The organism is Caballeronia sordidicola (genome assembly GCF_002220365.1).
In the GTDB taxonomy this organism is placed as follows: Bacteria; Pseudomonadota; Gammaproteobacteria; order Burkholderiales; family Burkholderiaceae; genus Caballeronia; species Caballeronia sordidicola_C.
In genome coordinates, this window is the sequence record NZ_MTHB01000096.1 from 58,912 (window position 1) to 83,531 (window position 24,620).

The 24,620-nt window shown below is 59.6% G+C and carries 21 protein-coding genes; 11 read left to right on the top strand and 10 right to left on the bottom strand.

Annotation, left to right across the window (positions count from 1 at the left end):
- The first annotated feature begins 4 nt into the window (after window positions 1–4).
- Complete coding sequence (locus BSU04_RS14900; protein ID WP_089161321.1) at window positions 5–3,166, top strand: error-prone DNA polymerase; 3,162 nt, start codon at window positions 5–7, stop codon at window positions 3,164–3,166.
- Between the two features lie 133 nt (window positions 3,167–3,299).
- A complete protein-coding gene (locus BSU04_RS14905; RefSeq protein WP_089161322.1) occupies window positions 3,300–3,773 on the top strand; it encodes a DUF2501 domain-containing protein in 474 nt (157 codons plus the stop codon).
- A 249-nt stretch (window positions 3,774–4,022) separates the two neighbouring features.
- Here the strand turns inward: BSU04_RS14905 and BSU04_RS46435 are convergent, their stop codons facing one another.
- Complete coding sequence (locus BSU04_RS46435) at window positions 4,023–4,187, bottom strand: hypothetical protein (protein ID WP_179258323.1); 165 nt, start codon at window positions 4,185–4,187, stop codon at window positions 4,023–4,025.
- 389 nt (window positions 4,188–4,576) lie between these two features.
- On the opposite strand from BSU04_RS46435, the gene BSU04_RS14910 reads away from it, so the two are divergent.
- The 3 genes from BSU04_RS14910 (at window position 4,577) to BSU04_RS14920 (ending at window position 6,730) form a co-directional block, all read left to right on the top strand.
- The gene (locus BSU04_RS14910; protein WP_089161323.1) at window positions 4,577–5,491 is read left to right on the top strand and encodes a LysR family transcriptional regulator; all 915 of its coding nucleotides are present in this window, start codon (window positions 4,577–4,579) and stop codon (window positions 5,489–5,491) included.
- 334 nt (window positions 5,492–5,825) lie between these two features.
- Window positions 5,826–6,116: a hypothetical protein gene (locus BSU04_RS14915; RefSeq protein WP_089161361.1), complete on the top strand. Its 291-nt coding sequence runs from the start codon at window positions 5,826–5,828 to the stop codon at window positions 6,114–6,116.
- A gap of 287 nt (window positions 6,117–6,403) precedes the next feature.
- On the top strand, window positions 6,404–6,730 hold the full coding sequence (locus BSU04_RS14920; protein ID WP_089161324.1) for a hypothetical protein: 327 nt from the start codon (window positions 6,404–6,406) through the stop codon (window positions 6,728–6,730).
- A 783-nt stretch (window positions 6,731–7,513) separates the two neighbouring features.
- Here the strand turns inward: BSU04_RS14920 and BSU04_RS14925 are convergent.
- Window positions 7,514–8,155: a TetR/AcrR family transcriptional regulator gene (locus BSU04_RS14925; protein WP_089161325.1), complete on the bottom strand. Its 642-nt coding sequence runs from the start codon at window positions 8,153–8,155 to the stop codon at window positions 7,514–7,516.
- A gap of 88 nt (window positions 8,156–8,243) precedes the next feature.
- On the opposite strand from BSU04_RS14925, the gene BSU04_RS47595 reads away from it, so the two are divergent.
- A complete protein-coding gene (locus BSU04_RS47595; protein WP_256982768.1) occupies window positions 8,244–8,372 on the top strand; it encodes a hypothetical protein in 129 nt (42 codons plus the stop codon).
- Between the two features lie 183 nt (window positions 8,373–8,555).
- On the top strand, window positions 8,556–9,089 hold the full coding sequence (locus BSU04_RS14930) for a hypothetical protein (RefSeq protein ID WP_089161326.1): 534 nt from the start codon (window positions 8,556–8,558) through the stop codon (window positions 9,087–9,089).
- 63 nt (window positions 9,090–9,152) lie between these two features.
- Here BSU04_RS14930 and BSU04_RS14935 read toward each other — a convergent pair whose 3' ends face one another.
- A complete protein-coding gene (locus BSU04_RS14935) occupies window positions 9,153–9,428 on the bottom strand; it encodes a hypothetical protein (RefSeq protein WP_089161327.1) in 276 nt (91 codons plus the stop codon).
- A 12-nt stretch (window positions 9,429–9,440) separates the two neighbouring features.
- On the opposite strand from BSU04_RS14935, the gene BSU04_RS14940 reads away from it, so the two are divergent.
- The 3 genes from BSU04_RS14940 (at window position 9,441) to BSU04_RS48520 (ending at window position 14,609) form a co-directional block, all read left to right on the top strand.
- Entirely contained in the window at window positions 9,441–10,823 is a 1,383-nt protein-coding gene (locus tag BSU04_RS14940) for an HD domain-containing phosphohydrolase (protein ID WP_089161328.1), read from the top strand.
- Between the two features lie 109 nt (window positions 10,824–10,932).
- Window positions 10,933–12,747: a putative bifunctional diguanylate cyclase/phosphodiesterase gene (locus tag BSU04_RS14945; protein WP_089161329.1), complete on the top strand. Its 1,815-nt coding sequence runs from the start codon at window positions 10,933–10,935 to the stop codon at window positions 12,745–12,747.
- Window positions 12,744–14,609, top strand: a complete 1,866-nt coding sequence (locus BSU04_RS48520) for an ATP-binding protein (RefSeq protein ID WP_179258324.1) — start codon at window positions 12,744–12,746, stop codon at window positions 14,607–14,609. Before BSU04_RS14945 ends, BSU04_RS48520 begins: the two co-directional genes overlap by 4 nt.
- A gap of 59 nt (window positions 14,610–14,668) precedes the next feature.
- On the opposite strand, the gene BSU04_RS14955 is transcribed toward BSU04_RS48520, so the two are convergent.
- Window positions 14,669–15,541 (bottom strand): phytanoyl-CoA dioxygenase family protein, encoded by an 873-nt coding sequence (locus tag BSU04_RS14955; RefSeq protein ID WP_089161331.1) that lies wholly within the window; start codon window positions 15,539–15,541, stop codon window positions 14,669–14,671.
- Window positions 15,542–15,756: 215 nt separating this feature from the next.
- Window positions 15,757–16,143: a MerR family transcriptional regulator gene (locus BSU04_RS14960; RefSeq protein WP_089161332.1), complete on the bottom strand. Its 387-nt coding sequence runs from the start codon at window positions 16,141–16,143 to the stop codon at window positions 15,757–15,759.
- Between the two features lie 84 nt (window positions 16,144–16,227).
- Here BSU04_RS14960 and BSU04_RS14965 point away from each other — a divergent pair, with 84 nt between their 5' ends.
- Window positions 16,228–17,136 carry an alpha/beta fold hydrolase gene (locus tag BSU04_RS14965; protein WP_089161333.1) on the top strand — a complete coding sequence of 303 codons (909 nt, stop codon included), beginning with the start codon at window positions 16,228–16,230 and terminating at the stop codon, window positions 17,134–17,136.
- A 114-nt stretch (window positions 17,137–17,250) separates the two neighbouring features.
- Here the strand turns inward: BSU04_RS14965 and BSU04_RS14970 are convergent, their stop codons facing one another.
- The 5 genes from BSU04_RS14970 to BSU04_RS14990 form a co-directional block, all read right to left on the bottom strand.
- On the bottom strand, window positions 17,251–18,357 hold the full coding sequence (locus BSU04_RS14970; RefSeq protein ID WP_089161334.1) for a porin: 1,107 nt from the start codon (window positions 18,355–18,357) through the stop codon (window positions 17,251–17,253).
- 391 nt (window positions 18,358–18,748) lie between these two features.
- Window positions 18,749–21,514, bottom strand: a complete 2,766-nt coding sequence (locus tag BSU04_RS14975; RefSeq protein WP_089161335.1) for an Hsp70 family protein — start codon at window positions 21,512–21,514, stop codon at window positions 18,749–18,751.
- Window positions 21,515–21,519: 5 nt separating this feature from the next.
- Window positions 21,520–23,367 carry an Hsp70 family protein gene (locus tag BSU04_RS14980; protein WP_089161336.1) on the bottom strand — a complete coding sequence of 616 codons (1,848 nt, stop codon included), beginning with the start codon at window positions 23,365–23,367 and terminating at the stop codon, window positions 21,520–21,522.
- Entirely contained in the window at window positions 23,364–23,924 is a 561-nt protein-coding gene (locus BSU04_RS14985) for a DUF2760 domain-containing protein (RefSeq protein WP_089161337.1), read from the bottom strand. Before BSU04_RS14985 ends, BSU04_RS14980 begins: the two co-directional genes overlap by 4 nt.
- Before the next feature lie 311 nt (window positions 23,925–24,235).
- The gene (locus BSU04_RS14990) at window positions 24,236–24,496 is read right to left on the bottom strand and encodes a hypothetical protein (RefSeq protein WP_089161362.1); all 261 of its coding nucleotides are present in this window, start codon (window positions 24,494–24,496) and stop codon (window positions 24,236–24,238) included.
- Between the last annotated feature and the right edge of the window lie 124 nt (window positions 24,497–24,620).

Genomic DNA, 24,620 nt, shown 5'->3' on the forward strand with positions numbered 1-24,620 from the left:
CATCGTGGATACAACCTTCTCCATGCTGCCCGCGTATGCGGAGCTTTTCGCGTTTTCCAACTTCACGTTCCTTCACGGGGCATCGCGTGGAGAGGAGCTGGTCGCGCGGGCGGCGCAACTCGGTTATGCCGGCCTGGCGATTACCGATGAGTGCTCGCTCGCGGGTGTCGTACGCGCGCATGTGGAGGCAAAGAGCCTGAATTTTCCGCTTGTGATCGGCTCGTATTTCAAGCTCGTCAACGCGGATCTTTCGCCGGCCTTCGGACTCATTTTGCTGGCGACGAACCGCAATGGATACGGCAATTTGTCCGAGCTCATCACCATTGCCCGCATGCGATCGAAAAAAGGCGCGTACCTGCTCACGCCGAACGATCTGGCACGGCCCGATAAAGAGTTCGCGCATCTGCGCGGCATGCCGGATTGCCTCGCGATCCTGGTGCCCGATTTCCCCGCCAAGCAGGCTGCGCTCGATGCCCAGATCGAATGGCTCGACACCACGTTTCCTCAACGCGCGTGGGTCGGGTTGACGCTGCACCAGCGCGCACTCGATGACATGCACCGGGGGACCGTCGAGCATGTGGCCGCGTTTCATAAGGTGCCCGTGGTGGCGACCGGCAACGTGGTGATGCATGTGCGCTCGCGCAAGCCGCTGCAGGACACCATGACGGCAATTCGTATCGGCAAGCCGGTGTCGGAATGTGGTTACGACCTCGCTCCGAACGCCGAACAACATCTGCGCTCCAGGTTGCGGCTCGCTAATCTCTATCCGGAATACACGCTTGGTGAAACGCTCAACGTGCTCAGGCGCTGCACGTTTTCACTCGATGATTTGCGTTACGACTATCCAGACGAGATCGTGCCGGCCGGTTATACCCACGCCGCTTATTTGCGGCAGGAAACCTATATTGGCGCGAACCGGCGTTTTCCGCTCGGCGTTCCGCACAAGGTACAGGCGCAGATAGAACACGAACTCGAGTTGATCGAGCATATGAAATACGAGGCGTATTTCCTGACGGTCTATGATCTCGTGCGCTTTGCCCGCGCCGAAAACATTCTTTGCCAAGGACGTGGTTCCGCGGCGAACTCCGCCGTGTGTTATTGCCTCGGCGTGACCGAGGTGGACCCGGCGCGCAGCAACATGCTGTTCGAGCGGTTCATCAGTAAAGAGCGCGGCGAGCCGCCGGATATTGATGTCGACTTCGAGCATCAGCGGCGCGAGGAAGTGATCCAGTACATCTATCGAAAGTATGGGCGTGATCGCACCGCGATTGCGGCGGCGGTGTCGACATATCGGCCGCGTGGCGCATTGCGTGAAACAGGCAAGGCGCTGGGGGTCGATCCGCAGATTGTGGATCGCGTCGCGAAGTCGCATCAGTGGTTCGATACCAGTCATGACCTGCTGCAGCGTTTCACTGAATCCGGGCTTGATCCGGAGAATCCGTTGATTCAGTCGTGGGCTTCGCTGGCCGCGCAATTGCTGAATTTTCCGAGGCATCTGTCCCAGCATTCCGGCGGTTTTGTGATCAGCCGGGAGAAACTCACGCGGCTGGTTCCTATCGAAAATGCGGCTATGGTGGATCGCAGCGTGATCCAGTGGGACAAGGATGATCTGGAAGCGCTGGGGCTTTTAAAAGTCGATGTGCTCGCGCTCGGCATGTTGTCAGCCATTCGACGCACGCTCGATCTCGTCTCGGAGAAACGCGGTGAGCGCCTCGAGATGCAGGACATCCCACCCGACGATAAAGCGACCTATGACATGATCTCGCAGGCCGACACTATCGGCGTGTTTCAGATCGAGTCGCGTGCGCAGATGTCGATGTTGCCGCGACTGCGGCCGAAGGAGTTTTACGATCTGGTGATCGAGGTTGCGATCGTACGGCCCGGTCCGATTCAGGGTGGTGCCGTGCATCCGTATTTGCGGCGGCGTCAGGGTTTGGAAGCGGTTAAATATCCTAGCGAGGGGTTGAAGGTCGCACTGGAACGAACCTTGGGCGTGCCGATCTTTCAGGAACAGGTCATGCAGATCGCGATGATCGCAGCCGGGTTCACAGCGGGTGAAGCCGATGCATTGCGGCGGGCAATGGCCGCGTGGAAACGCAAAGGCGGTCTGGGGAAATATTATGACCGGATTGTGAACGGCATGGTTGAGCGCGGTTATGAAAAGGCCTTTGCAGAAGCTATTTTCGAACAGATCAAGGGCTTCGGTGAATATGGTTTTCCTGAGAGCCATGCGGCGAGTTTTGCGCTGCTTGTGTATGTCAGCAGTTGGTTGAAGCGACATGAACCGGCAGCGTTTCTCGCTGCCATGCTGAACTCGCAACCGATGGGTTTCTACTCCCCTTCGCAACTCGTGCAGGATGCGAAGCGCCATGGCGTGGTGGTGTTTCCCGCTGACGTGACGGTGAGCGGCTGGGATTCGGTGCTTGAATATCCGGATGCATATCGGGGCGATGACAGCAGGCCTGCTGTGCGGCTGGGGTTATCGCTGCTTCGCGGGATGCGCGATGGTGCGGCTGAGCGTATTGAAACGGCCCGTAGTGTGCGTCAGTTCGAGAACGTGGGGGACCTCGCGCAACGGGCGCAACTTGATCGGCATGATCTGCAGGCGCTGGCTGCTGCCAACGCGTTGACTTCGCTCGCCGGTAATCGACGGGAAGCGTTATGGCAGTCCGTGGCCGCAGTGCCCGACAAGGACCTGCTCAACGATGCACGCGTGGAAGATGTCACGCCGCTGCTCGGTGCGCCTTCTGAGGCCGACGATATTGTCAGCGACTACAAGACTACCGGTCTATCACTCGGACGTCATCCGCTTGAACTGTTGCGTCCGGCGTTGCTTGAGCACCGGTTGATGTCGGCTGCTACGTTGCGCAATTACAGGGACGGCCGGTTGGCACGCGGTTGTGGACTCGTGACTGTGCGCCAACGGCCTGGAACGGCGAAGGGTGTGATGTTCGTTACGATTGAAGATGAGACCGGTAACGTCAACGTCATCGTATGGCCCAGTCTGCTGGAGAAGCAGCGCCGCGAGGCGCTCGGTTCGACATTGCTGGCGGTGTACGGTACGTGGCAATGCGAGGGTGAGGTTCGACATCTCGTCGCGCAGCGATTGGTGGATATGTCGTATCTGCTGGGTGGATTGACGAGCGTGAGCAGGGACTTTCATTGACATTTTTTGATCTTCTTTGATTATCAGCACTCCATCAAATTGCTTAGGCGCAAGCCGGGAACGTTCTTATTCAACGTCTTGCGTGAAACGCACTATATTAGAGGCTGGTTTTAGTCACTGAAGGAGTTCGAGTATGAAAATCCGCACGTATCGCCGCACAGTTGCAGGCATCGCAATTGCAATGTTGTTACCCTTTTCAGTCGCTCACGCGCAGCTTGGCAGTTTGTTGAAGGGTGGCGGATCCGACGGGTCATCGTCCAGCGGGCTCAGTAGCCTGGGGAGCATGAGCGGTATGACTAGCGGGTTGAGCGGGTCATCGCTGACATCGGGTAGTACCAGCAATGTTGCAGGCGTGCTGCAGTTCTGCATCAAGAACAACTATCTCAGTGGGAATGGGGCTTCGTCGGTTAAAGACTCGCTGATGAGCAAGCTGGGTGGGACATCGGCTGCGTCGTCGGATAGTGGGTATACCGCAGGGGCCGCAGGTCTTTTGAAAAGTGGTGATGGGAAGTCAGTGGATTTGAGTGGGGGTGGGTTGAAGCAGCAGGTCACGAAGCAGGTTTGTGACAAGATTCTTTCGCAAGGGAAGTCGTTGGTGGGCGGGTGATTTGGTTCTTTAATACTGCTCTGGCAACTTGACGAGTTGTCTGGGTTGTCCGTTATTTTTCAACCCCGGTGGGTCCTTCATTCCGGTTGGGCCTGTCGGAGTCGGCGCGATGCATCGCCCTCTTTAGTTCCGACTTCAGTTTCGATTCTAGTCCGGATGCACACCCCCCGATGCACACCCCACTACCCACGTTTGAGACCGGTATGCGTCGTCCTTGATCGAGTGACGGAATCATCGCTGGTCGAGCAATCAGACCACTACTCGATCCTTGTCGTGGAACTGCTGCATCCAGTACACGCCCGCAAGCGGACTCCACACCAGAAGTGAAACATCATTCATCGCCGCACCGGTCTGCGGATTGGCATGGCCGGATGCTCGCTTCAACAGGTCGCGGCGGGGGAGTTGAATGGTCATCTTCTACTCCTTGGGAATTGGAATGAACAATGGTTGGCGTGACGTGCCAATCAGTGACATCAGCGACATCAGCGACATCAGCGATGTGCGCGACTCGCGGCCCGCTGAGGTTGAAACGTGCTGTTGGAATGCATTGCGGATAAACGCGATGAGAAACTAAACGACATGAATGACACTTGCTAAGTGACTGATAGTTACTAATGAGTCATAGTGCGGTTTTTGACGCACTGTGCAGGGCCACCCAATAACGGTCCTGCACGGCGCGAATCGGGTGTTCGGGACCGACTGCGTGGCCTTCGATCGCGGCTGTGAGCCGGAGCCGTCCTGCGTGCTGTGTTGGCGTTCGACTGAACGTCTTTCGACCATTAAATGACCAGGGTGCAGCGCCTATGAGATCGTCCAGCGAGAATCTCTCTAGCGGTATCAGCGTATTTGCTGCTGTCGTCGATGCGGGAACGTTCGCAGCCGCCTCCGAATTGATGGGTATGTCGCCACCCGGCGTTAGCCGTGCAATCGCTCGACTCGAAAGGCGGCTGAAAACACGGCTCTTCAATCGGACGACCCGTGCCGTTTCCCTTACTGAAGAGGGCCGGCGGTTCTATGAGCAGGTCATGCCGCACTTGAGGGGAATGGAGGAAGCGGCCGCAGCCGCGGCGGGAGGCGCCGCGACAGTGCGCGGGAAGCTGCGAATCAATCTTGATCCAGTGTTTTCTCGAATCATTCTGGGCACCAAGCTCGACGAATTCATGGATGCGCATCCCGAACTTGAACTCGAGTTCATTGCGAGAGATCAGCTGGGCGACCTCATCATGGACGGCTTCGATCTGGCATTGCGATTTGGCGAACCTCGCTCATCCAGTCTCATAGCGCGAAAGCTCCTTGACACCGCGATTGTCACTGTCGCTTCGCCCTTGTACCTCGCTCGCCGGGGGCGCCCAGCTGAGCCTCAGGAGCTGGGTCACAAGGTGCACAGGTGTCTCGAATTCCGGAACCCGGAGACCGGAAAGCCATATCCGTGGGAATTTCATCGCAAGCGCAAAAAGCTTGTTGTCGAAACGAATGGACGGCTTACGGTGAATGATCCGAGCGCACTCCTTAACGCGTGTCTGGCTGGCTCCGGCATCGCGCAGATGCTTCTGCTCGGAGCCGAGCACCTGATCCGCGAGGAACGGCTCGTCAACCTGTTCCCAGACTGGCCGGATGAGCGCTTCCCGCTCTATGCTTACCATCCGTCGCGGCACCAGATGCCGGCCAAGACAAGGGTATTTCTTGACTTTATCGTGGCCTTGACGAGGACGAGTTAGCAAGTCAGAACAGGTCTGTCGTCGAGAATCCGTGCGAATCAGAACGATGCTGACGTTCGCCCCACCGTCGCATCTCTACAAGCCGCGTGGCCTCGTCGGCGAGCCCGTCAAACGCTTCAGCCGACACGCTTTCGGAATGATGCGCGACCGCGATTCAGATGCGACCACAAAGGGACGCTCGACCGGACTGTCTACATCGTCGACAATTGATTTTTCATTCGCAGACGGAATCGCACCCATGTTGAGAGGAGAAGTATTCGTCACGTTTCTATGCGTGGCTTTGTTCTCAGGCAGCGCAGCTTCGGAACAACCGCAGAGGCCACCAGGACCGGTAATGATGGTCCATTTCGATTACTACCCCAAGGACCGCGCGCGAATTCGCGTTCTGGAACGCCGGCTAGAAAGTGCGATAAAGCATGCGGGCGTTGGCGAACTTGGAGAGACCGAATATCACATCGACGGCAATGATGGCTATTTGTATATGTACGGTCCCAATCCCGATCGACTGTATGGGGTGACGGGTCCAATCCTGAAATCGTCCAGACTGATGACCGGCGCCGAAGTGACGAAGCACTATGGTCCCCGCGCGGAAACGTTCGCGATACACCCAGACGGCATCCGGTAACGACTGACCCTTCAGACTCTCAACGTGAAACACATTTCGACATCGCGTATTGAGCCTTCCCAGCACCAATCGGTCATGACCGTCCGCTAACGAGGATGGATTCCGGTCACGCGCGCCTCAGCTGAACGACGTGGCGCAGCTGCCAAGCGCAGACGAAAGCCGCTCGCTGCGACGCACATCGTTGCGGTGCGAACGAGCGCGCGCGGCACGGTGATTGCTGCGATTGTGATCAAGCAGGCGGTGGTCGTCTGCGCCTATATTCCAGTCCAATCAAGGAGGGACGGATCATGAACAAAGCAACCAGCACGTTAATCGCGGCCGTCGCCGCACTCACGCTGTCGGGCGGGGCTTATGCACAGGCGGGCGGAGGCTCGAACGGCGGCAGTTCGTCGGGCAGCACGGCCAGCCCCGCGAACCAGGTGAACCAGATGAACGGTGCAACCGGCGGCTACGGCACGCCAGGCGTCAGCAACTCAGACAGCGGCATGGCCAAGGCGCCGAACTCAGGCCTTCCGAGCAGCACGAACAGCACCTCGACGTCCGGCACCAGCGCTCCCCCGAGTAACAACACCCTGGCGACCCCGAGCGTAGTGTCGCCGGCCGCCAGCCATTAACCGCTGCAAAGATGACAACCCGCCGCGAATAAGCGCAAAGCGTGCAAGCGGTTCGATCGCATGGGGCGCATGAGTAGATGCGATCGGCGCCCCAGTTTCGCTTGCTAGCAAGCGGCGGTTCGCTAGCGAATACGACTAACCCACACACGGTCCATGCTGCCGAGCGTCACGGATAGTAGAAACTTCGCGACGAAACATTCTCATTGATGCGCAGGTGCGCAAGAGACCGTGAGCAATTCAAGCCTTGGCGAAAAGAAACAACGACAGGTTTGGCTTATGTCGTAACAGACTGCCCTCACGAAATCTACAAATCCGACGTTCAAGTCCCTCATTCGCCACCCGTCGTAAGACAGGCCGCCGCCCCAAGGACAGCGGTCTTTTTTTCTCCCTGAACACTTCCTGGCGGCGGCTATCGGCACGCCGACTGGTGCATGCCCATAGGGCCACCGGATACCAGCGACTGGCGATACCGATCAGCAACTGTCAGAAAGCGCTAACGCGATTGGCCTAGCCCGCCATGTAGCACCAGATAGGCATCAGATAGGCATCAGATTGCCGAATTCGACCTAACGTTGAAGATCGCTTTGCGGAAGATCGACGGACGAAGTGAATCGAATTCTGCTGATCGACGGCCGTCAGCGACCCGTCAGGAGCGTGTGCTCAATCTCGCCTCGCTGGTTTCGCGATAACGGCCACCTGGGCGCCATGCCACAGCATCGCCAGGTGGCCGTGACATCGGACGGATCATCCATGCATCAGGTCTGCTGGCGGGGCGTCGCAGCGCTAATCGCAAGCGGGGTGAAGTCTAAGAAACGCAGCTGTGGCGTCGCGGGCACGTGCCGCGGCTTCGCGTGAATTCGGACGCTCGGCGACGCCGAGCAGCAGACTGAGCATCAAATTGCCCCACAGCAACCCTCCGAACTGTTCGGCAAGTTCGGCAGGACGGCCATTGAGCTGTCCGGCCACCTGTGCCTGCGCCATGATTTGACGCACGGCGGCACGACTCGTCTCGCGCCCTATCGAGTCGAGCGCCTGCGCCACCTCAGGAGCATGGACCGCCTCGGCGATCGCCAGTCGGAATACTGCAACGACCGTTGGATCGGTTATCTCGCGGACAAGCTGCGTCCCGAGGGAAGTCAATACGCGCGCGAGGGTCTCGCGATCTTGCGGCACAGGCAAGTCAGTGGATACCTGCAGTCGCGTGGCCCGCGCGCTTATGCATGCGACCAGCATTTCCTTCTTGTTGCCCACCAGCGCGTACAGCTCGCGTTTCGAAACGCGAGCGCGCGTGGCGATCTCAAGCGTGCTGGCCGCGGCGTAGCCACTCTTCATGAACGCCGCGAAAGCTGCGTCAAGAATGCGCGCGCGCACCTCGGTTTCGTCGCGGCCTTCCTGGCGCTCCTTTGACAGCGATGCCGTGGTCATCTCGCCTCTCTTGACAGTCGGTACCGCATAGTACCATACTGGGGTCACCAGATGGTACTTACAAGTACCAGACTTGCCGGAGGACATCATGCGCAAGCCAAGGATCCTCGTGAGCGGTGCGACCGGGGAGATGGCCAAGGCGATAGATCAGGTCGTGCCGATGCCGCGCCGGTTATTCATGAAAGCCGCCAGATGGGCGGCTTGCCGACCGATCTGATCAGCGGCGTTCGCTACTGCATTGACGATGACAAATGCAGGGCTTTTGAGCCAAGCGCACCGACCGCCGATGCGCTTGATTCGTGGCTCACACAGAGCGCGGCGTTGTGATCGCGGAGCGACGCACGCTGCGCGCTCAAGTTCTCGAAGTCAATCGCGGGCATTCGAACCAAAGGAGAGACTCATGCAGCCGCAACTCTATTTTTTCGTGAACGTCGCCTTCAGCCTGATCGCGTGGGGGATCGTCGCGAAGCGATACATCTGGCCAAACCTCCGGCTCCTGGGACGGGCCGAAGCGCTGCGGCCTCTTCTCGTCCTGCACAGCTTCCGCTTCCTTGGATTGGCATTCCTCGTTCCAGGCGTCGTGTCGCCCGCGCTGCCGTCTGTCTTTGCGCATTCCGCCACATACGGAGACCTCATTGCAGCGACACTCGCGATGCTCTCGCTCGTATTGCTGCCAGGCGGGGCTGGCGTTGTCATCGCATGGGTCTTCAACCTCTGGGGCTCAGCCGATATCCTGAACGCGTTCTACCAGGCTAATGCTGCCGGGCTCATGGCGGGGCAGTTGGGCGCCGCCTACTTCCTTCCGACGCTCGTCGTCCCGCTGCTGCTGATTACGCACGGCCTCATCTTCCGGATTCTTCTGCAACATCAAAGTCAGTCCGGAATGCGGGAGGCCGACAGGCTGGCGAAAGGCTATCAAGCGGAGGGCCCGTGATCGACGCAACACCCTCCACAGAGCCTCAATCGGTCTGATGGAAGTTCAGTTTTCAGTCGATGCTCAAACCGTCAGGGCCGACCAGATGATCAGTAATCCGAATGCCATGATAGAGCCGCTTTCTGCCCATTTCAGCCAGGTGGGGCGGCGCAGGAAACGTCCCTCGAAAATAGTCTCGATAACCTGCGCTTGAATTTCGATACCCGGCACCAGACAGTTCGCAAAGATCTCGTTTTCCCTAATACGTAATTCATAAAATCGGTCGATATCTAGAATGAGCCTAAAACAATTAAAGAGAGGAGCACCGTGGCGGAGCCCGTGGAAAAGCTGCACATCCATGTCTTGGACGCAATGCCAGCGACCAGGCAAGCGGACGAGCGTCCCCCGGTATCGATTGAGGACTCCAATCCGGCGTCTACCCCCGTTGTGCTACTCGTCGACGACGAACCGAGTGTCTTGTCTGCTCTCAAGCGTTTGCTCAGGCCGACTCGTTACCTGACACTCACGGCGGAAAGCGGCGCGGCAGCGCTGGAGCTGCTCGCGTTGGCCAAGGTTGATCTGATCGTCTCGGACATGCGAATGCCCTATATGAGCGGAGCCGAATTCCTCGCTCACGCCCAAGCGCTCTATCCGGATACGATGCGCATTCTGTTGACCGGCTATTCAGAAATTGAATCGGTTGTCCGCGCTATCAACGAAGGCGGCGTCTATCGATATCTGAACAAGCCATGGGACGACCAGGACTTGCTCCTGACAATCGCGCAGGCACTCGAGCAACGCAGACTCCTTAAGGAAACCCAGCGACTGACCGCGCTGGCACACAAACAGAACGACGATCTGCGGCGTTTCAATGCCGAACTCGAGACGCAAGTACTCTCTCGCACAGAGGAAATCCGTCAGACCGTCATGTTTCTCGAAGATGCACAACGCGATCTAAAGCGCAATTTCTCAACGATGGTGCAGGTCTGCGCAAGCATGATCGAACTGCGTTGCGGTGTACTCGGTGGCCAATCACTGCGTATAGGTGAAGTGGGACGGCGTCTGGCGCTGTCGTTCAATATGAGCGACTTGCAGGCGCAGGATGTGTTCTTTGCCGGTCTGCTGCATGGCATCGGCAAGTTGTCGCTGCCTGACGAACTGCTGCGAAAATCGCTCGATCGTCTTTCGCCCGAAGAGATCCAGTTCTTCTATCAGCATCCGCTACGCGCGCAAATGGTTTTGACACCGGTCGCGCAGTTGGACCACGTCGCGCACATTATTCGGCACCAGTATGAGCGCTTCAATGGTCGAGGCACGCCGGACGGTTTATCAGGCTCGGACATTCCGTTCGGATCGCGAATTTTGGCCGTCGCCCGCGATTTCGAGGGTCTGCGCAGTGGCGCAATTGTGAAGCAAGCCATCTCGCTCGAGCAGGCGATCGTGATGCTCAAGTCGCAGGCTGGAACGCGCTACGATCCGCAGATTGTCGATCGCTTCGTGGAGTTGGTGAAGGACCCGCTCGCGTTGAGTTCGGAGACCTCAGTCGTGCAGATCGACGTATTGCACCTCCGGGAAGGCATGCGTCTCGCCGACGACCTGCGCACGAGCCGAGGTGTGCTGCTGCTCGCCAAAGACGGTGTGGTTTCCGCTCATCAGATCGAGCAGGTAAGACGCTTCCAGGCACAGGAAGGGACGCCATTCACGATTCTGATTCACGCGGCCGTACTGGCTCAATCCGAGCCCGCGAACCCATGACCGCATCAGCATAAAGCAGCGCTTGCCAGATGGCGCCGCGCAATTTTGTGCGACCCCAGGGCTTATCCGGAAGCATCGCAGCATCGAGTCAGCTCAAAGAGAGACATAGATGAACGTCATTCATAGTCCCTGCGCGCAGGTAGCCGAACTTGACGAGCCGATGCGCACGCGCAAAGAGCTCGTGCGCGAACTGACGGTGCAGCGGGACCGCCTGACAACCGCACTGGAGAGCATGCCACAGGGTATTTGCATGGTGGACGAGACGGGTCGGCTCACCATCTGCAATAGACATTTCCTCGAGATGCTTCAGCTTCCGGCCAACGCTTTCGACGACGGCAAGACCTATGTCGATGTCTTGTCCGGCAGCCCGGTATTCGGGGAACATATTGAATGCCCGGTGCGCCCTTACGCTGCTGAATATTTCGCGATGGTCTGGTCGAACGGTCCCGCGAATGTGCAACAGCAATGGTTCGACGATCGCGTCATGTCGATTACGCATCAGCCGTTGGCCACGGGCGGTTTCATTGAAACGTTCGACGACGTCACCGAACTACGCCGCGCCGACGCGCGCATTGCGCATATGGCAATGCACGATGCGCTGACCGAGCTGCCAAACCGGGCGCTGCTGCGGCAGCGGATCGAAGAGACTTTGCTGCACGGCGACCCTGCGGGTTTTGCGCTGCTGTACGTCGATCTGGACCGTTTCAAGAACGTGAACGACACCCTCGGGCACCCGATCGGCGATGCCCTGTTGCAACAGGTCGCGGCACGGCTCACGCAGCAGTTGCCGACCAGTGCCCTGGTCGCGAGGATCGGCGGCGACGAATTTGCAGTGCTGATGCGAAGCGACACCGGGCGCGGGCAGATCGCGATGCTTGCCGAGCGGCTAATTTGCGGTGTTAGTGATCCCTACACCATCGAAGGACATGACATCGTGATCGGCACCAGCGTTGGCATCGCGATCGCTCCGGAGCACGGTGACGACTGGGCAGCGCTCGCGAAGCACGCGGATCTCGCGCTGTACGAGGCGAAGTCAGCCGGGCGCGGATGCTACCGCTTCTTCGAAGCCAAGCTGGAGCATTCGATGCAGGCGCATAGAGCACTCGCACTCGAACTGCACCAGGCGATAGGCCGGCATGAATTTGAGCTGTGCTACCAGCCGCTCATCAATCTGCACCCGCAGCGCATCAATGGCTTTGAAGCGCTGTTGCGATGGCGTAATCCGAAGCGGGGTATCGTCGGAGCAGGCGAATTCGTGCCGCTGGCAGAAGAACTGAGTCTCATCGTACCGATCGGCGAGTGGGTGCTCCGCCATGCCTGCTGGCGAGCAACGCGCTGGCCGGAGCCTCTGCGCGTATCGGTGAATCTTTCCGCAGCCCAGTTTCAAGGCGATGGTCTTGTAGACACTGTTGCATCGGCCTTAAGGGAGTCGGGTCTCGCGCCGCATCGGCTCGAACTGGAGATCACGGAGTCGATGTTGCTCGAGAACACGGAAGCAGTGCTGGCCGTGCTGCATCGGCTTCGACGGATCGGTGTCAGCATATCGATGGACGATTTTGGCACGGGCTACTCGTCACTGAGCTATGTGACGATGTTTCCGTTTGACCGCATCAAGATCGACCAGTCTTTCACGAAAGGAATCGATGAACGTCCTGAAGCGGGAGCCGTCATCCGGGCGGTGACGGGCTTGTGCGCGAGCCTAGGAATCGTCAGCACGGCGGAAGGGGTAGAAACGATTGCGCAACTCGACTTCTTGTCCCGTGCCGGATGCGACGAGGCACAGGGATATCTTTTCAGCCGCCCGCGCCCGGAACAAGAAATCGCACGCTTCCTCGCCTCGTGGGAGCCTGGCGAATCGCGCCGTGCACCGATTCTATCGGAGGCGGGTACAGACCCGCACGCAGAGCAGGACGACCTGTCGTGACCTCGCGCTCATCGCCCCGGATTCGCCCTCAGTCGACGAATCCGGCTGCGCGTCTCTCTCCCGTGTTCCATGCGTTGCATGCACTTACGGCGACACGCGCACCCGACGAGTTATTCGATACCTTGATTCGTGCCGTGATGGAGAATTCGGAGGCTTCAACGGCCTTTTTGCTGTTGGCAGAGGGCGGAACGTTGGAAATAATCGCACAAGGAAAGGTGAAAAACCAGCGCGTGAACGTGCGCACGAATCGTCAAGGCACGTCATTCTCCGAACTACCAGAATCCATAGTCGCTAACGTACAACGCGAGCGCGTCCAGGTTGTTCTCGCTGACGCGGCGGAGGTCAGCCCCTTTTCCAACGACCCCTATCTGATGAAGCAGCATGTCCGGTCGGTTGCTTGCTTGCCCATGATCGGGCGAGGCGATTTCCTCGGGCTTGTCTATTTGGAAAACGATCTTCAGCCCGGCGTGTTCACGCAAGAGCGCGTCACGCTCCTGAACTTGCTGGTCGCGCAGGCGGCTATCTCGCTGGAGAACACCCGGTACTGCGAACGCCTGACAAAAGAAAATGAGCGCATGAATGCGGTACACGGCGAACTGGTGTTCCAGCGCAATTTGCTGCGGACGTTAGCTGAAACGTTCCCGCACCGCATCTATGCCAAGGATACCGAAACGCGCTTCATTTTCGGAAATATGGCTGTAGCGCAAGGCATGGGGGTGAGCAGCCCCGATGATTTGCTTGGAAAAACGGACTTCGGCTTTTATCCGGAGGCATGCGCCGCTCGTTACCATCGAGAAGAACGAGCGATCATGCAATCCGGCCAACCGTTGATGCATCGGGAAGAAGAAGTGAACTATCTGTTGACCAATGACGTGGCGTGGATGTTGACGACAAAGGTCCCTCTTCGGGATGACGACGGAAAAGTGGTCGGCATTGTCGGCGTCAACTACGACATCACCGAACGCAAGAGAACGGAGATGGAACTGGTCTCGCGCAATGCTCAACTGCTGGAACTTAACGCCAAGCTTTCTCGAGCTCAGGCGCAACTCGTGCAATCCGAGAAGCTGGCTTCTATTGGTCAGCTTGCTGCGGGCGTTGCGCATGAAATCAACAACCCGGTTGGGTTCATTTTCTCGAATTTCACCACCCTGGATGGATACCTGGAGAACCTGTTGACTATGCTCACTGCCTATGAAGAGGCGGAGCATTTCATTGAATCCCAAGCAATGAAAGACAGGTTGAGAGCGCTGGGTGAGACCGTTGACCTGCCATTCCTAAAGGAGGACATACCGGTGTTGATGACCGAGACCAAGGATGGAATCGCAAGAGTACGAAAAATCGTGCAAGCGTTGACCGAATTTTCACGCGTGGGCGGCAATGTAGAGTGGCGATTCGCGAATCTGCACCAGGGTATCGATGCCACATTGAACATCATCAATAGCGAGATCAAATACAAGGCAGATGTGATCAAGGAATACGGACAGATACCAGAGATTGAGTGCCTGCCGTCCGAAATCAACCAGGTAATCATGAACCTGCTCGTTAATGCAGCCCATTCGATAGGGGAAGATAGAGGCAAGATTACTATCCGTACGAGCGTAATGCGCGAGACCGTATCAATCGAAATTTCGGATAACGGTTGTGGCATTGAGAAGGAGAGCCTGTCACGCATCTTCGACCCGTTTTACACCACGAAACCAGTGGGTAAAGGAACCGGACTTGGGTTGTCGTTATCGTATGGCATTGTACAAAAGCATCGCGGAACCTTGGAAGTCGAAAGCGAAGTCAAGCAAGGTACGACTTTCCGACTGACTCTGCCAGTCAAACAAGGGCGCCTTCAAACGGGAATAGCCGACGCGTGAGGCCATAGAGCCGGGGGCGGCCTCTCGTCAGGTTATGCGCATTTGTCGGCGAGACACCATCACGCATCGCTTGTTGTTCGCGCGATATTGCCCGACTCGCCCGCTGGCCAGACAACAGGAAAAAGCGGATGTTCCATCACCGCGCCTTCGCTCAGCGTCTCCCCAAGACCCGGAAACTCAGGCGAGGTACGCCAACGCCGTGGCGCATGCCGAACGTCATCGCCAATAAACCGAATCGAGAAAGCGCGCCGCCGTGTCGGCCCGCTCACACCACCAGACGCATGCAGCGTCAGCATGTTAAAGCACACCATATCACCGGGCTCAAGCGCCCACCCAATGATCGGATACGCCCCCCGATCACCCTCAATATCCGGCAGATCCACCAAGCTGCCCTCAGGAAACCATTTAGCCTGATTGTCCATGAACGTACGCGGCATTAGCCACGGTCCGAGATGCGAGCCCGCAACAAACTCCAGCCGTGACTCCTGAGAAACAGGATCGACCGGAATCCACATGCTGACGTTGTCGCGGCCGGTGATGTTGTAATAGGGCTGGTCCTGATGCCATGGCGTACGCTGCCGGGTATTCGGCTCCTTCACCAGCAGATGATCGTGGTAAAGCCGTATCGTCTCGCTCCCCAACAACGCCGCCGCAACTTCGGGTGCTGCCGAATGAAAAATAAATTGGCGATATGCTTCGTTATCCTGCCAATTGCAGAAGTCTTCGAAGAACCAGCCCGGATCGTCGGGACGGCTCGCGACCTTCGCGCGCGGACTGGGTGCCTGCAGGTTGCTATCGATACCCTCGCGCAGCAGCGCCACTTCTTCCTGTGTGAATATCTGGCGGATGCAAACCGCGCCATCGCGGTGAAAGTCTTCCATCAATTGCGGCGTGACGGCCCGCGCAAGACGGGCGGTTACGGTCTCCAACATATCTGACTCCCTGCAAGAAAGAATGGGCTGAATCCTGACGCTCAATCGCCGTAAATGTCGAAATTGAAGTACTTCGCAGCGACCTGTTGATACACACCGTCATGACGTATCGAGTTTGCCGGAAACACGCCATGTGCTGCAGTCAGTCGAACTGTTGATCTGATGGTGTGCCGGGACTTCGCGAATGGTTTGCAGGCCGGCTGTGCGCCGGCGAACTAGTCCAAAGGCGGAACGATTCCCTCGACCAGCGTCTTGCGCAGGCGCGCGCGACGGCGTTCGAGGTCCGCTATCTGGCGCTCGATGGAGGCCAGCCGTTTGCGCTGCGCATCGGTGGTTTCGGAACACGAACTCGCGCCTTCGATCATGCGCATGCAGTCAGGAAAAGCGCGGATATCAGCCAGGCTGAAACCCGTCGCTATCATGCGCTGGATCTGCCTGACCTGCGTGACAGCCGCACTCGGAAACGCCCGGTAGCCATTGCTGGCGCGGATGGATGTGAGCAGGCCGTGTTCATCGTAGTGACGGATCGAGCGCACGCTTGCACCGGTCTCGCGGGCGAGCTCGCCAATGGTCAGCAAGTCTTGCGTAATGGCTTGGGTCATGAAAAAGAATAACACTTTTTGCTTGACCCTCACATCAGTGTAAGGGTTGAGACTGGGTATCTCAACGACCCTGGAGTACTGTTCATGCCCCGCCGCATTCTTCGTTACGCACTCTGCGCCCTGCTCGCCATGGGTGCCGTATTTGCAGCGTCACCCGCCGCAATCGCCGATACAAAAAGCTATACCGTCACCGCGCCGGACGGCGTCACGCTGGCTGTCCAGGAATCGGGAAGCGCAGATGGACCCGCCATCGTTCTCATTCACGGACTGCTCGGCAGCCACCTGAATTGGGACGCGCAATTGAAAAGCCGCGAGCTTCAGCGGTACCGCATCATTACCTATGACATGCGCGGCCACGGCCTGTCGGCGAAGCCAACGGACGCCAATGCCTATAGCGACGGGCGGCGTTGGGCGGATGATCTCGCAACGGTCATCGAGTCGTCGCACGCGCGCAAACCGGTTCTTATCGGGTGGTCGCTGGGCGGAGCTGTCATTTCGAACTACCTGGCAGCATATGGGGATAGCCGCATTGCCGGCGCGGTGTATGTCGACGGCGTAATCGAGTTGAAGCCGGACCAGATAGTGGCTCATCCGGAGGTGTACCGAGACATGAACTCACCAGACTTGAAGACCCACCTCGATGCCGAGCGCGCTTTCCTTAGCCTGTGCTTCCACACGCAGCCCGACAGGTCCATGTTCGAGCGTCTGCTCGCCAATGCCGCCATGGCCTCGTGGGACATGCAGAGCGCGGTTCAGTCGATGACCGTCCCCGCATCCGAGGGTTTGAGCCGCGCCCGGGTACCTGTTTTGTTGATCTATGGCGCGCGCGATGCGCTTGTGAAGGTCAAGCCCGCGATTGCCCGTGCGTCGGAACTGGATCCGCGGATACAGACCAAGCTGTACGCTAATTCGGGTCACGCGCCGTTCATCGAAGAGCCGGATCGCTTTAATCGCGACCTGTCCGCTTTCGTCGATGCCACTTCGCCGCGTTGAGTGGACAAGCGCAAAAAGTGGCATCCATTGCGCAGACAAAAAACGGCGCGCACCATCGAGTGCGCGCCGTTGGTTCGGAAGTGTCATGCCCGGCAGCAAACCGGGCGGCCCACATCAGAATATGTTGCGAAAGCCGACCGCGACGCCGGTCTGGTTGTTGCGTCCCGGGAAGTCTGCCTGCGCCGCGCCGGTGCCGCGGATGAAATCGACCGTGCCATACACTTCTGTCCGCTTGGACAGTGAGTATTCGGCAAGCAGCACGCCTGAGTAACGCACGCCGCGGCTAAGCGTTGTCCCGTCCGCATCCAGCGCATTGCGTGAGTGATCGTAGTAGGCCGCCGCGGTCAACAGCAACGGCGGGGTGACCTGCCACGTGGCGCCCGTGTAGAAACCATCGTCGATGCGGTTGGTGTTCGTCACAGGCGCCGCGAAATTGGCCGCCGGTGAGTTTGCAGCCGACATGAAGATGTCGACCATGCCGGTATTGTCCTGCGAATGCAGCCAGCCCGCGAAGGCCTTGACCGTGCTGAATGCATAGACCGCGCTCACGTTGACAACGTTGAACTTGTTGTTGTGCACGTCGCTGTTCTGCTGGAAGCCCGCATCAAGAGACAAGCCGGCGAACGTGTAGGACGCCGTCAAGCCGTACATGTTGCTCGCGCCGGTGCTGCCGGCCACGTTGCCGAAGCCGTACATGGCTTCCACGTTCACGCCGCCGAACTGGCCGTTGTACTTGACGGAGTTGTTCTGCCGCAGGCCGTAGCCGAGTGCGCCGGGCAACCAGCCGTCCTGATCGTAGTTACCCACGGTCAACGGGTCGTACACGTTCCCTAACTGGTCGAACAGCGGCGTGTTCTGTCGACCCAAGGTGACGGTGCCATATTGATTACTCGACAGCCCGACATAAGCCATCCGGTTGAAGAGCGTATTCGCGCTCGCAAACTGGCCGTTCCAGAGGTTGAAGCCGTCCTCGAGCCGGAACACCGCAGACAGACCGCCGCCCAGATCCTCAGATCCCTTCAAGCCCCATCGGCTGCCGGTGATCGGGCCGACGCCCATCGATACCTGGCTGTCGTTGCTCGCATTGGCGTTGGTGAGATAGCGGACGCTCGTGTCGACGATGCCGTACAGCGTGACCGAGCTTTGCGCGAAAGCGGATTGGGCAGCAATGGCGATCAGTGCGCCGCCGATTGCGCCAATTGCGCTGGTAGTTTTCTTCACAGAGTGTCTCCCCTATTGATTGCTGGGCAAACTACGGGCGTATGTAACGCAGGTAGCTCATGCGCGATTTTTGATCGCAAGCGGGATAATATTTCCTTCAAATTAAATCGGGATCTGTTTTCGATTGTTGTGTCTCCCGTTCACAACATTGGATTGACTTCCGCGTCGCGGGATAGTCCATAAAATCTGGGTTGGTTAACAATTATTGAAACGCTGTTAAATACCGTTTCGCCCAGCAGGCATCGAATCGCCAATAGGCGCCTGACGCATCGCAGCATCAATGGACGTGGGTCCCGAAGGCACTCTTTCTGGTCGGTGCTAAAATGAGCGTTTAGCGCAACGTGTATCGGCCGCCCGAATCTTTATGCATCGGAGCCGCTCGTAAGACGCATCAGCCAATAATCAGTTTTAATCCGGCTGGCAGCGACTCTCCGAATACGCGCCCGGTGTCTGCGTTATCGAGCGTCACGACCTCGCGAACCATGTCGGCCCACGCCGGCGGTGCATTGACGGCTTCGAGTCGTCGCACGACAGTTTCGCGGATCGGCTCCTGCAAATCCCTTGAACGGTCGCCCGTCATGCGGGCGATTTGCGCGGCGGCAAACATGGCCGGCTCAACCTTTTTCCAGTCCAGTGCGAGGATTGCGTCCAGCCATCGGGTCGCCACGTCCGCCGGGACAACACCATGCACGCTGCCATAGAACGGCCGACGTGCACCGATGCGTCCAATCGCCCACCAGCCCTGGTGATTTTCCGAGGGCCGCTGTAGCCGAACCAGAAGCTGTTCCGCGATGCTGATCTTGCGATCGACAGTGATGCGTTCAAGCGACGCGGAAAGGCGCAGCATGTCCGCGTAGCCTACCTTCGCGGGATCGAAAGGCAGCTTATGTCGCTTCGTGCCCGCAGCAGCCTGAAGCCAGGCCATTGCATCGAGCACCTGAAGCTGTGCATCCTCATGCAAGCCGCCTGCCGCGCGACGCCAGAGCGTCCACCATTCCGACCACACCTGGCCCTCGTTGACGTACTGAATGCCGTCGTCGAACAGCGACCAAAGCTGTTCGATGCGCCATTCATCGAGCGGATAGCCAAATCCCGGCCGCACGCAATAGCCGGCCAGATTCAACCATAGGCGTTCGTGATCCGCTGAACGCCGCCGCCGGCCGGCGCGTTCCCAGAGCGCCCCGAACAGTTCGCGAAGCAGTGCGCCCTCCCAACTCTGACGCGGCCCCAGAAGCAGTTCAAGTCCTGCACGCAGGCGCTTCACTTCCTTAGGATCGACGTTCGCCGAGCGGACGCCGAACGTGCGGTCGATGAGTTCAATGGCCTTGTCGAGCGACGGATTTCGGATAGCCGCAGAAACGTCGTGTTCAGCATCGTCACGTCGCAACTGGAACTCGAGCAGCCATCGTTGCGAAGCATCGTCGGTTGCGATGCAGTGCATCTCCAGCCGGCCGAGTTCCGTCAGCGACGTCGTGAGTCTGACGGGCCGCTCACGAGGCCCGCTTGCATCCTGCTGCTGTACCACCGTTGCGACCGGCGGCAAGCGGACGAAGTCGCCCGTCGTGACGTCGACAAGCTCGCCGGGCTGCCAGGCCGTGTCGGCGACGGTCGAGACCAGATGGAAGCGCACCGGATGCCCGATCCGCAACGCAAACACGCGATCCTCGAGATGCACCTCGTGGCCTTCTTCGGTTCCACGTGGCAACAGGCACACGCCCCGCGACGCCTGCGCGTCGTCATCGAGGACGAGAAAGTAGCTGCGTGGCGAGCCGCCGCCAATACGCGGTGCATGTCCCGCGCGGGCCAGGCCGTAAGCGACCGCGCCACGCGCAACAGCGACGTCGGGATGGTCGTTTTCCAACACATGCAGAGGCTGCTGGCGCCACGTGCCGAGCGCACTCGCCAGACGCCCGGAGAGCGCTTTGGCACGGAAGACGCCGCCGTTGAGCAACAAGGTATCGGGCATCGGCGTTTGCGCCACATCCGATGCGCCCAATGCATCGCGCGACTGCGCTTCGAGCCTTTTCAGAAACGCTGCGATGTGCCGCGTGATTGCCGGATCGGCCGCATAAGGCAAGCCGAACTCGACGAGCGCTGCCCGCGAACGGCGAGGCAATTCGTCCGGGCTGCCCGTTGGAAGGAACCCTTCCACGATGATCTGCTCGACTTCCTCCCGGCTCAACTCCGTCGTGCGCGCGCCGCCGACAAGCCGGGCTCCCGCACCCAGCAGCGTGATCGCAACGGAGTCGGGCGGCTGTGCGCCAAGCAGTTGTTCCTTCGCGGCGCGGCATCTTTCTACGAGCTGGGACAGGCTCGCCGCCGACAGTCGCGTTTGCTCCTTGGCCAAACGCGTCTCGACCAGATGCGCCAGCGCGAGATCCATGTTGTCGCCGCCGAGCATCAAATGATTGCCGACGCCGATGCGGGTCAGTTGCGGCTCGCCGTCCTCGACATGCACCTTGATGAGTGTGAGATCCGTCGTGCCGCCGCCCACATCGCAGACCAGCACGAGGCGTGTCTGCGAGAGTTCGGCGCCGAGTGTCGCGCGATGATGGAACAGCCAATCGTAGAAAACGGCCTGGGGCTCTTCAAGCAGGCGCAGTGCCGGGAGCTTCGCGATACGCGCGGCCTCCAGCGTGAGCGCGCGCGCGCCGTCATCGAACGATGCAGGAACGGTAAGCACCACGTCCTGATCTTCGAGCGGCGCGTGCGGAAAACGACGGTTCCACGCGGCACGCACGTGAGCCAGATAGCTGGCGCTCGCCGTTACCGGCGAGACCTTGCCGACGTCATCGTCCGCGCCCCACGGCAGAATTGGCGCGAGACGGTCGACCGACGCATGCGAGAGCCAGCTTTTCGCGCTGGTCACGAGCCGTCCCGGCACCTGCGCGCCCAGCGTGCGGGCGAGATGTCCAATCACGGCCGGTGGCGTCTCGGGCTTGTCAGCCTCGCTCCACGGTAATTGCAGATCGCCAGGCGCAAGCTCGCCCGGCGCCGGGTGATAGCGCACAGACGGCAACAACTCGCGCGCGCCGACCTCGCCAAGACCCACGAGCTGATCGATATCAAAGATGCGGATCTCGTCAGTACCCGCCTCGACGTACGCAACGACCGTATTGCTCGTGCCGAGATCGATGCCGACGATGGTTTGCTTCATCGAACTCAGGCGTTCGCGCTGCCGCGCACATCGAATTCGACTTTCCAGCGCTCGTTCGTGCCGCGCGGCACGGCTTCGAGTTCCAGTGTGCCGGCTTCAGTGATCCGTGCATGCAGCTTCACTGCGACGACTTCGCCGGGCGTGCGTCCTTCGGTTGGCAGCGTGGCGTGGATTTCCTCCAGCTCTTGCAACTCGTCGGGCGACCAGTAGTCGAGCATCGTGCCCACCTGATCTTGCCGACGTACCGACGAACCGAAGAAGCGGAAGTGCACGGGCTCGCCGACCACGAGGCCGAATTCCTGAGGCGGCAGGGCCGCGTCCGTGCCCTCTTCCATACCGAAGGGCGCGAGGCACAACGCCTGGAAAGGCGGTTCCATGCCGGGCACGGCCGGCATGGCCGACTCGATCGCAATGTAGTAGGCGCGGGCCGTACCGCCGCGAATGCGCACGCCTTTGCCCCGTTTCACGTAGCCGTAGTACGCCGCGCCGCGCGCGACCGCGAGGTCGAGATCGGCACCGCCCAAAAGACGCGCAGGCGCCGCGCCTTCCGCTGCGAGCCAGCCGTTGAGGCCATCGAGAATTCGCTCGACGAGCAGCATCGACTTGAACACGCCGCCGTTGAACAGGACCGCCGTGGGATGCAGGAAGCTCGCGTTCTCGGCCGGCATGTGCTGCAGTCCGTCGAGCTCCGCGAGCGCCGCCACCTGTCGGCCGAGGAATGCGGCGAGGTGCCGCGTGATGCCCGCATCCTGCGCGTACGGAAGGCCGAGTTGCGTCAAGCCGCCGCGCGTTCGGGTCACCGGCCGCGCCGATGCATCGACTTGCGGGAAGAAGCCGTCGAGAATCGTCTGCGTGAGTTCGGCGCGGGTCAGTTCGGTGCGGATCGAGCCGCCAATCAGTTTCGATCCGCGGCTCGGTACGACCAGCGGCACGGTATCGGTACTGCGGTCAGTCAGCAGCGTTTCCTTGGCTGCCCGGCACGCATAGGTGAGCGCACGCAACTGCCACGGGTCGGCCTGGGTGCCCTGGGCAGCCAACTTGCGCGCGACCACGTGAGCCAGCGCCAAGTCCATGTTGTCGCCGCCCAGCAGGATGTGTTCGCCGACCGCGACACGATGCAACTCAAGATTGCCTTCGCGTTCGATCACCGCGATCAACGACAGGTCGGTCGTGCCGCCGCCCACGTCCACAACCAGGATGATGTCGCCGACCTTCACTTGCTTGCGCCAGGCGCCGCTGCTTTTCTGGATCCAGCTATAGAGCGCGGCTTGCGGTTCCTCCAGCAGCGTCATGCGGGCGTAGCCAGCCGCCTGCGCTGCCTCGGCCGTCAATTCTCTTGCGGCCGGATCGAAGGAAGCAGGAATGGTGACCGTGACTTCCTGCTTGCTGAACGGTGCATCGGGATGCGCGTGGTCCCATGCTTCACGCAAATGCGTGAGATAGCGAACCGAGCTTTCAAGCGGCGAGACGCGCGTCACTTCAGGCGGCGCGTCGCTTGGCAAGATCGCCGCGCGACGGTCCACACCAGGATGACAGAGCCAGCTCTTGGCGCTCGACACGAGACGAATTGGCGTCCCTGCGCCTCGGCTGCGTGCCATTTCACCGACTGCGAAATCGCGTTCGGCAGTCCATGGCAAGGCCAGGTCACCGGGCGTCAGTTCGCTCGGATGGGGCAGGTAGAGAAACGAGGGCAGCAGCTCGGGCGCTTCGATCGCCCCCGGTGCGGTGAGCTGCGTGATCTGCAGGACGCCTTGCACGGTTTTCTCGCCGTCACTGGCGAAAAGGTCAACATACGACAGAGCGCAGTGGGTGGTGCCCAGATCGATGCCGATTGAATAGCGCGCCTCGGTCATAGTTCCACCTCGGCCTGTGCGATCACGGTCGCGTCATGTGTCTTCGTCAACATCGGGAGTCTGACCTCCTCCACTCGCCAGCCGCGGTGACTGACGTTGCCGCTGAATGGCGGCTTGCCCACCACGTTGCCTGTCAGCCGGATTGCGGTTGCGTCGAAGCCGTCGGCGAGCGTTACGCGGCTGCCTTCGGCCTCCTCGCGCACCGGCCGAATCGTGAAATGCTCGCGCAGCGTCGCGCGGCAACCGTCGTGCACCAGCCTGGCGGCCGCGCCGATGTCCGCATCGGAATAGCCTGCAATGTCCTCTTCGACGAAGTCGATGAAACGCGCGCCACGCTGGAGAAGCCCCAGAAGCTGAAGCGCTGCCTCCGGGCTTGTCTCCTTGATCGTGGGTGCGGCCGCTGTTGCGGGCTGGGGCGCCGTGACTGGCGCCGCCGCTACTGCCCCGTCACGCAGCCGACGCACTTGGGCGGCAAATTCGCGGTCCCCCAGGACCGCGAAAAAGGTGCCGACGGCCAAGGAAAGTCTGCTGAGAAAAGACATATTCGATTCGGTCATACAAAATTGCTCCTGTAGGCTCGCTTGAACAACGAGCTATCCTGCCGGCCGCAAGACCAGGCTCGTTGAAAGCCTTGAAGGGCGAGTGCCGGCGCTTAATTCGTGAGCCCGATTCAGGGCTGAAACCCGTATTTTGCCTTGATGTGGCCGAGAGCCGTTCAATATGCGAACGATGGTGGTCTATTGTCGCGATTGCATTGCTGCGCGCCGCCTGAAGAGCCCTACGGGGCGGGATCTGTTGCGTGCGTAAGCCCGCCACGCTGCGGCTTCGCTCGCTGAAGGCAAACTGTCGACCAACGTCCGTTTTGCGGCTAGTCGGCGTCGAAATCGTCCGCTGCCTTACGATTCCGGCGCTCTTCGTTGGCACGGCGAGCGCGCACACGCTGGCGCCACAGGACAGTAATGACCTCTCCCGTAGTCGCGCCAGCGGGAATTTCGTTGCGGATGAGATTCGGCACCATCGGCAAGCCCAGGCGCTGCCTGCGCAGAGCCCGGGCTATGGCCGTGCGGCACTCCTGCCCGTGGCAATCCCATTCGTCACGCATTTTTCCGCAGTAACGGCACTCGTTCATGGCAAATAGTTTAACTGTAATCTCTGATAGCCTCCCGGCCGCGGGGCAAACCACCCCGTACTTTGCCAGGCTTTGTGGCTGGCCGTGGCCAGTCAGGAGTCCGCAGGCAGTCAGTGACGCCATC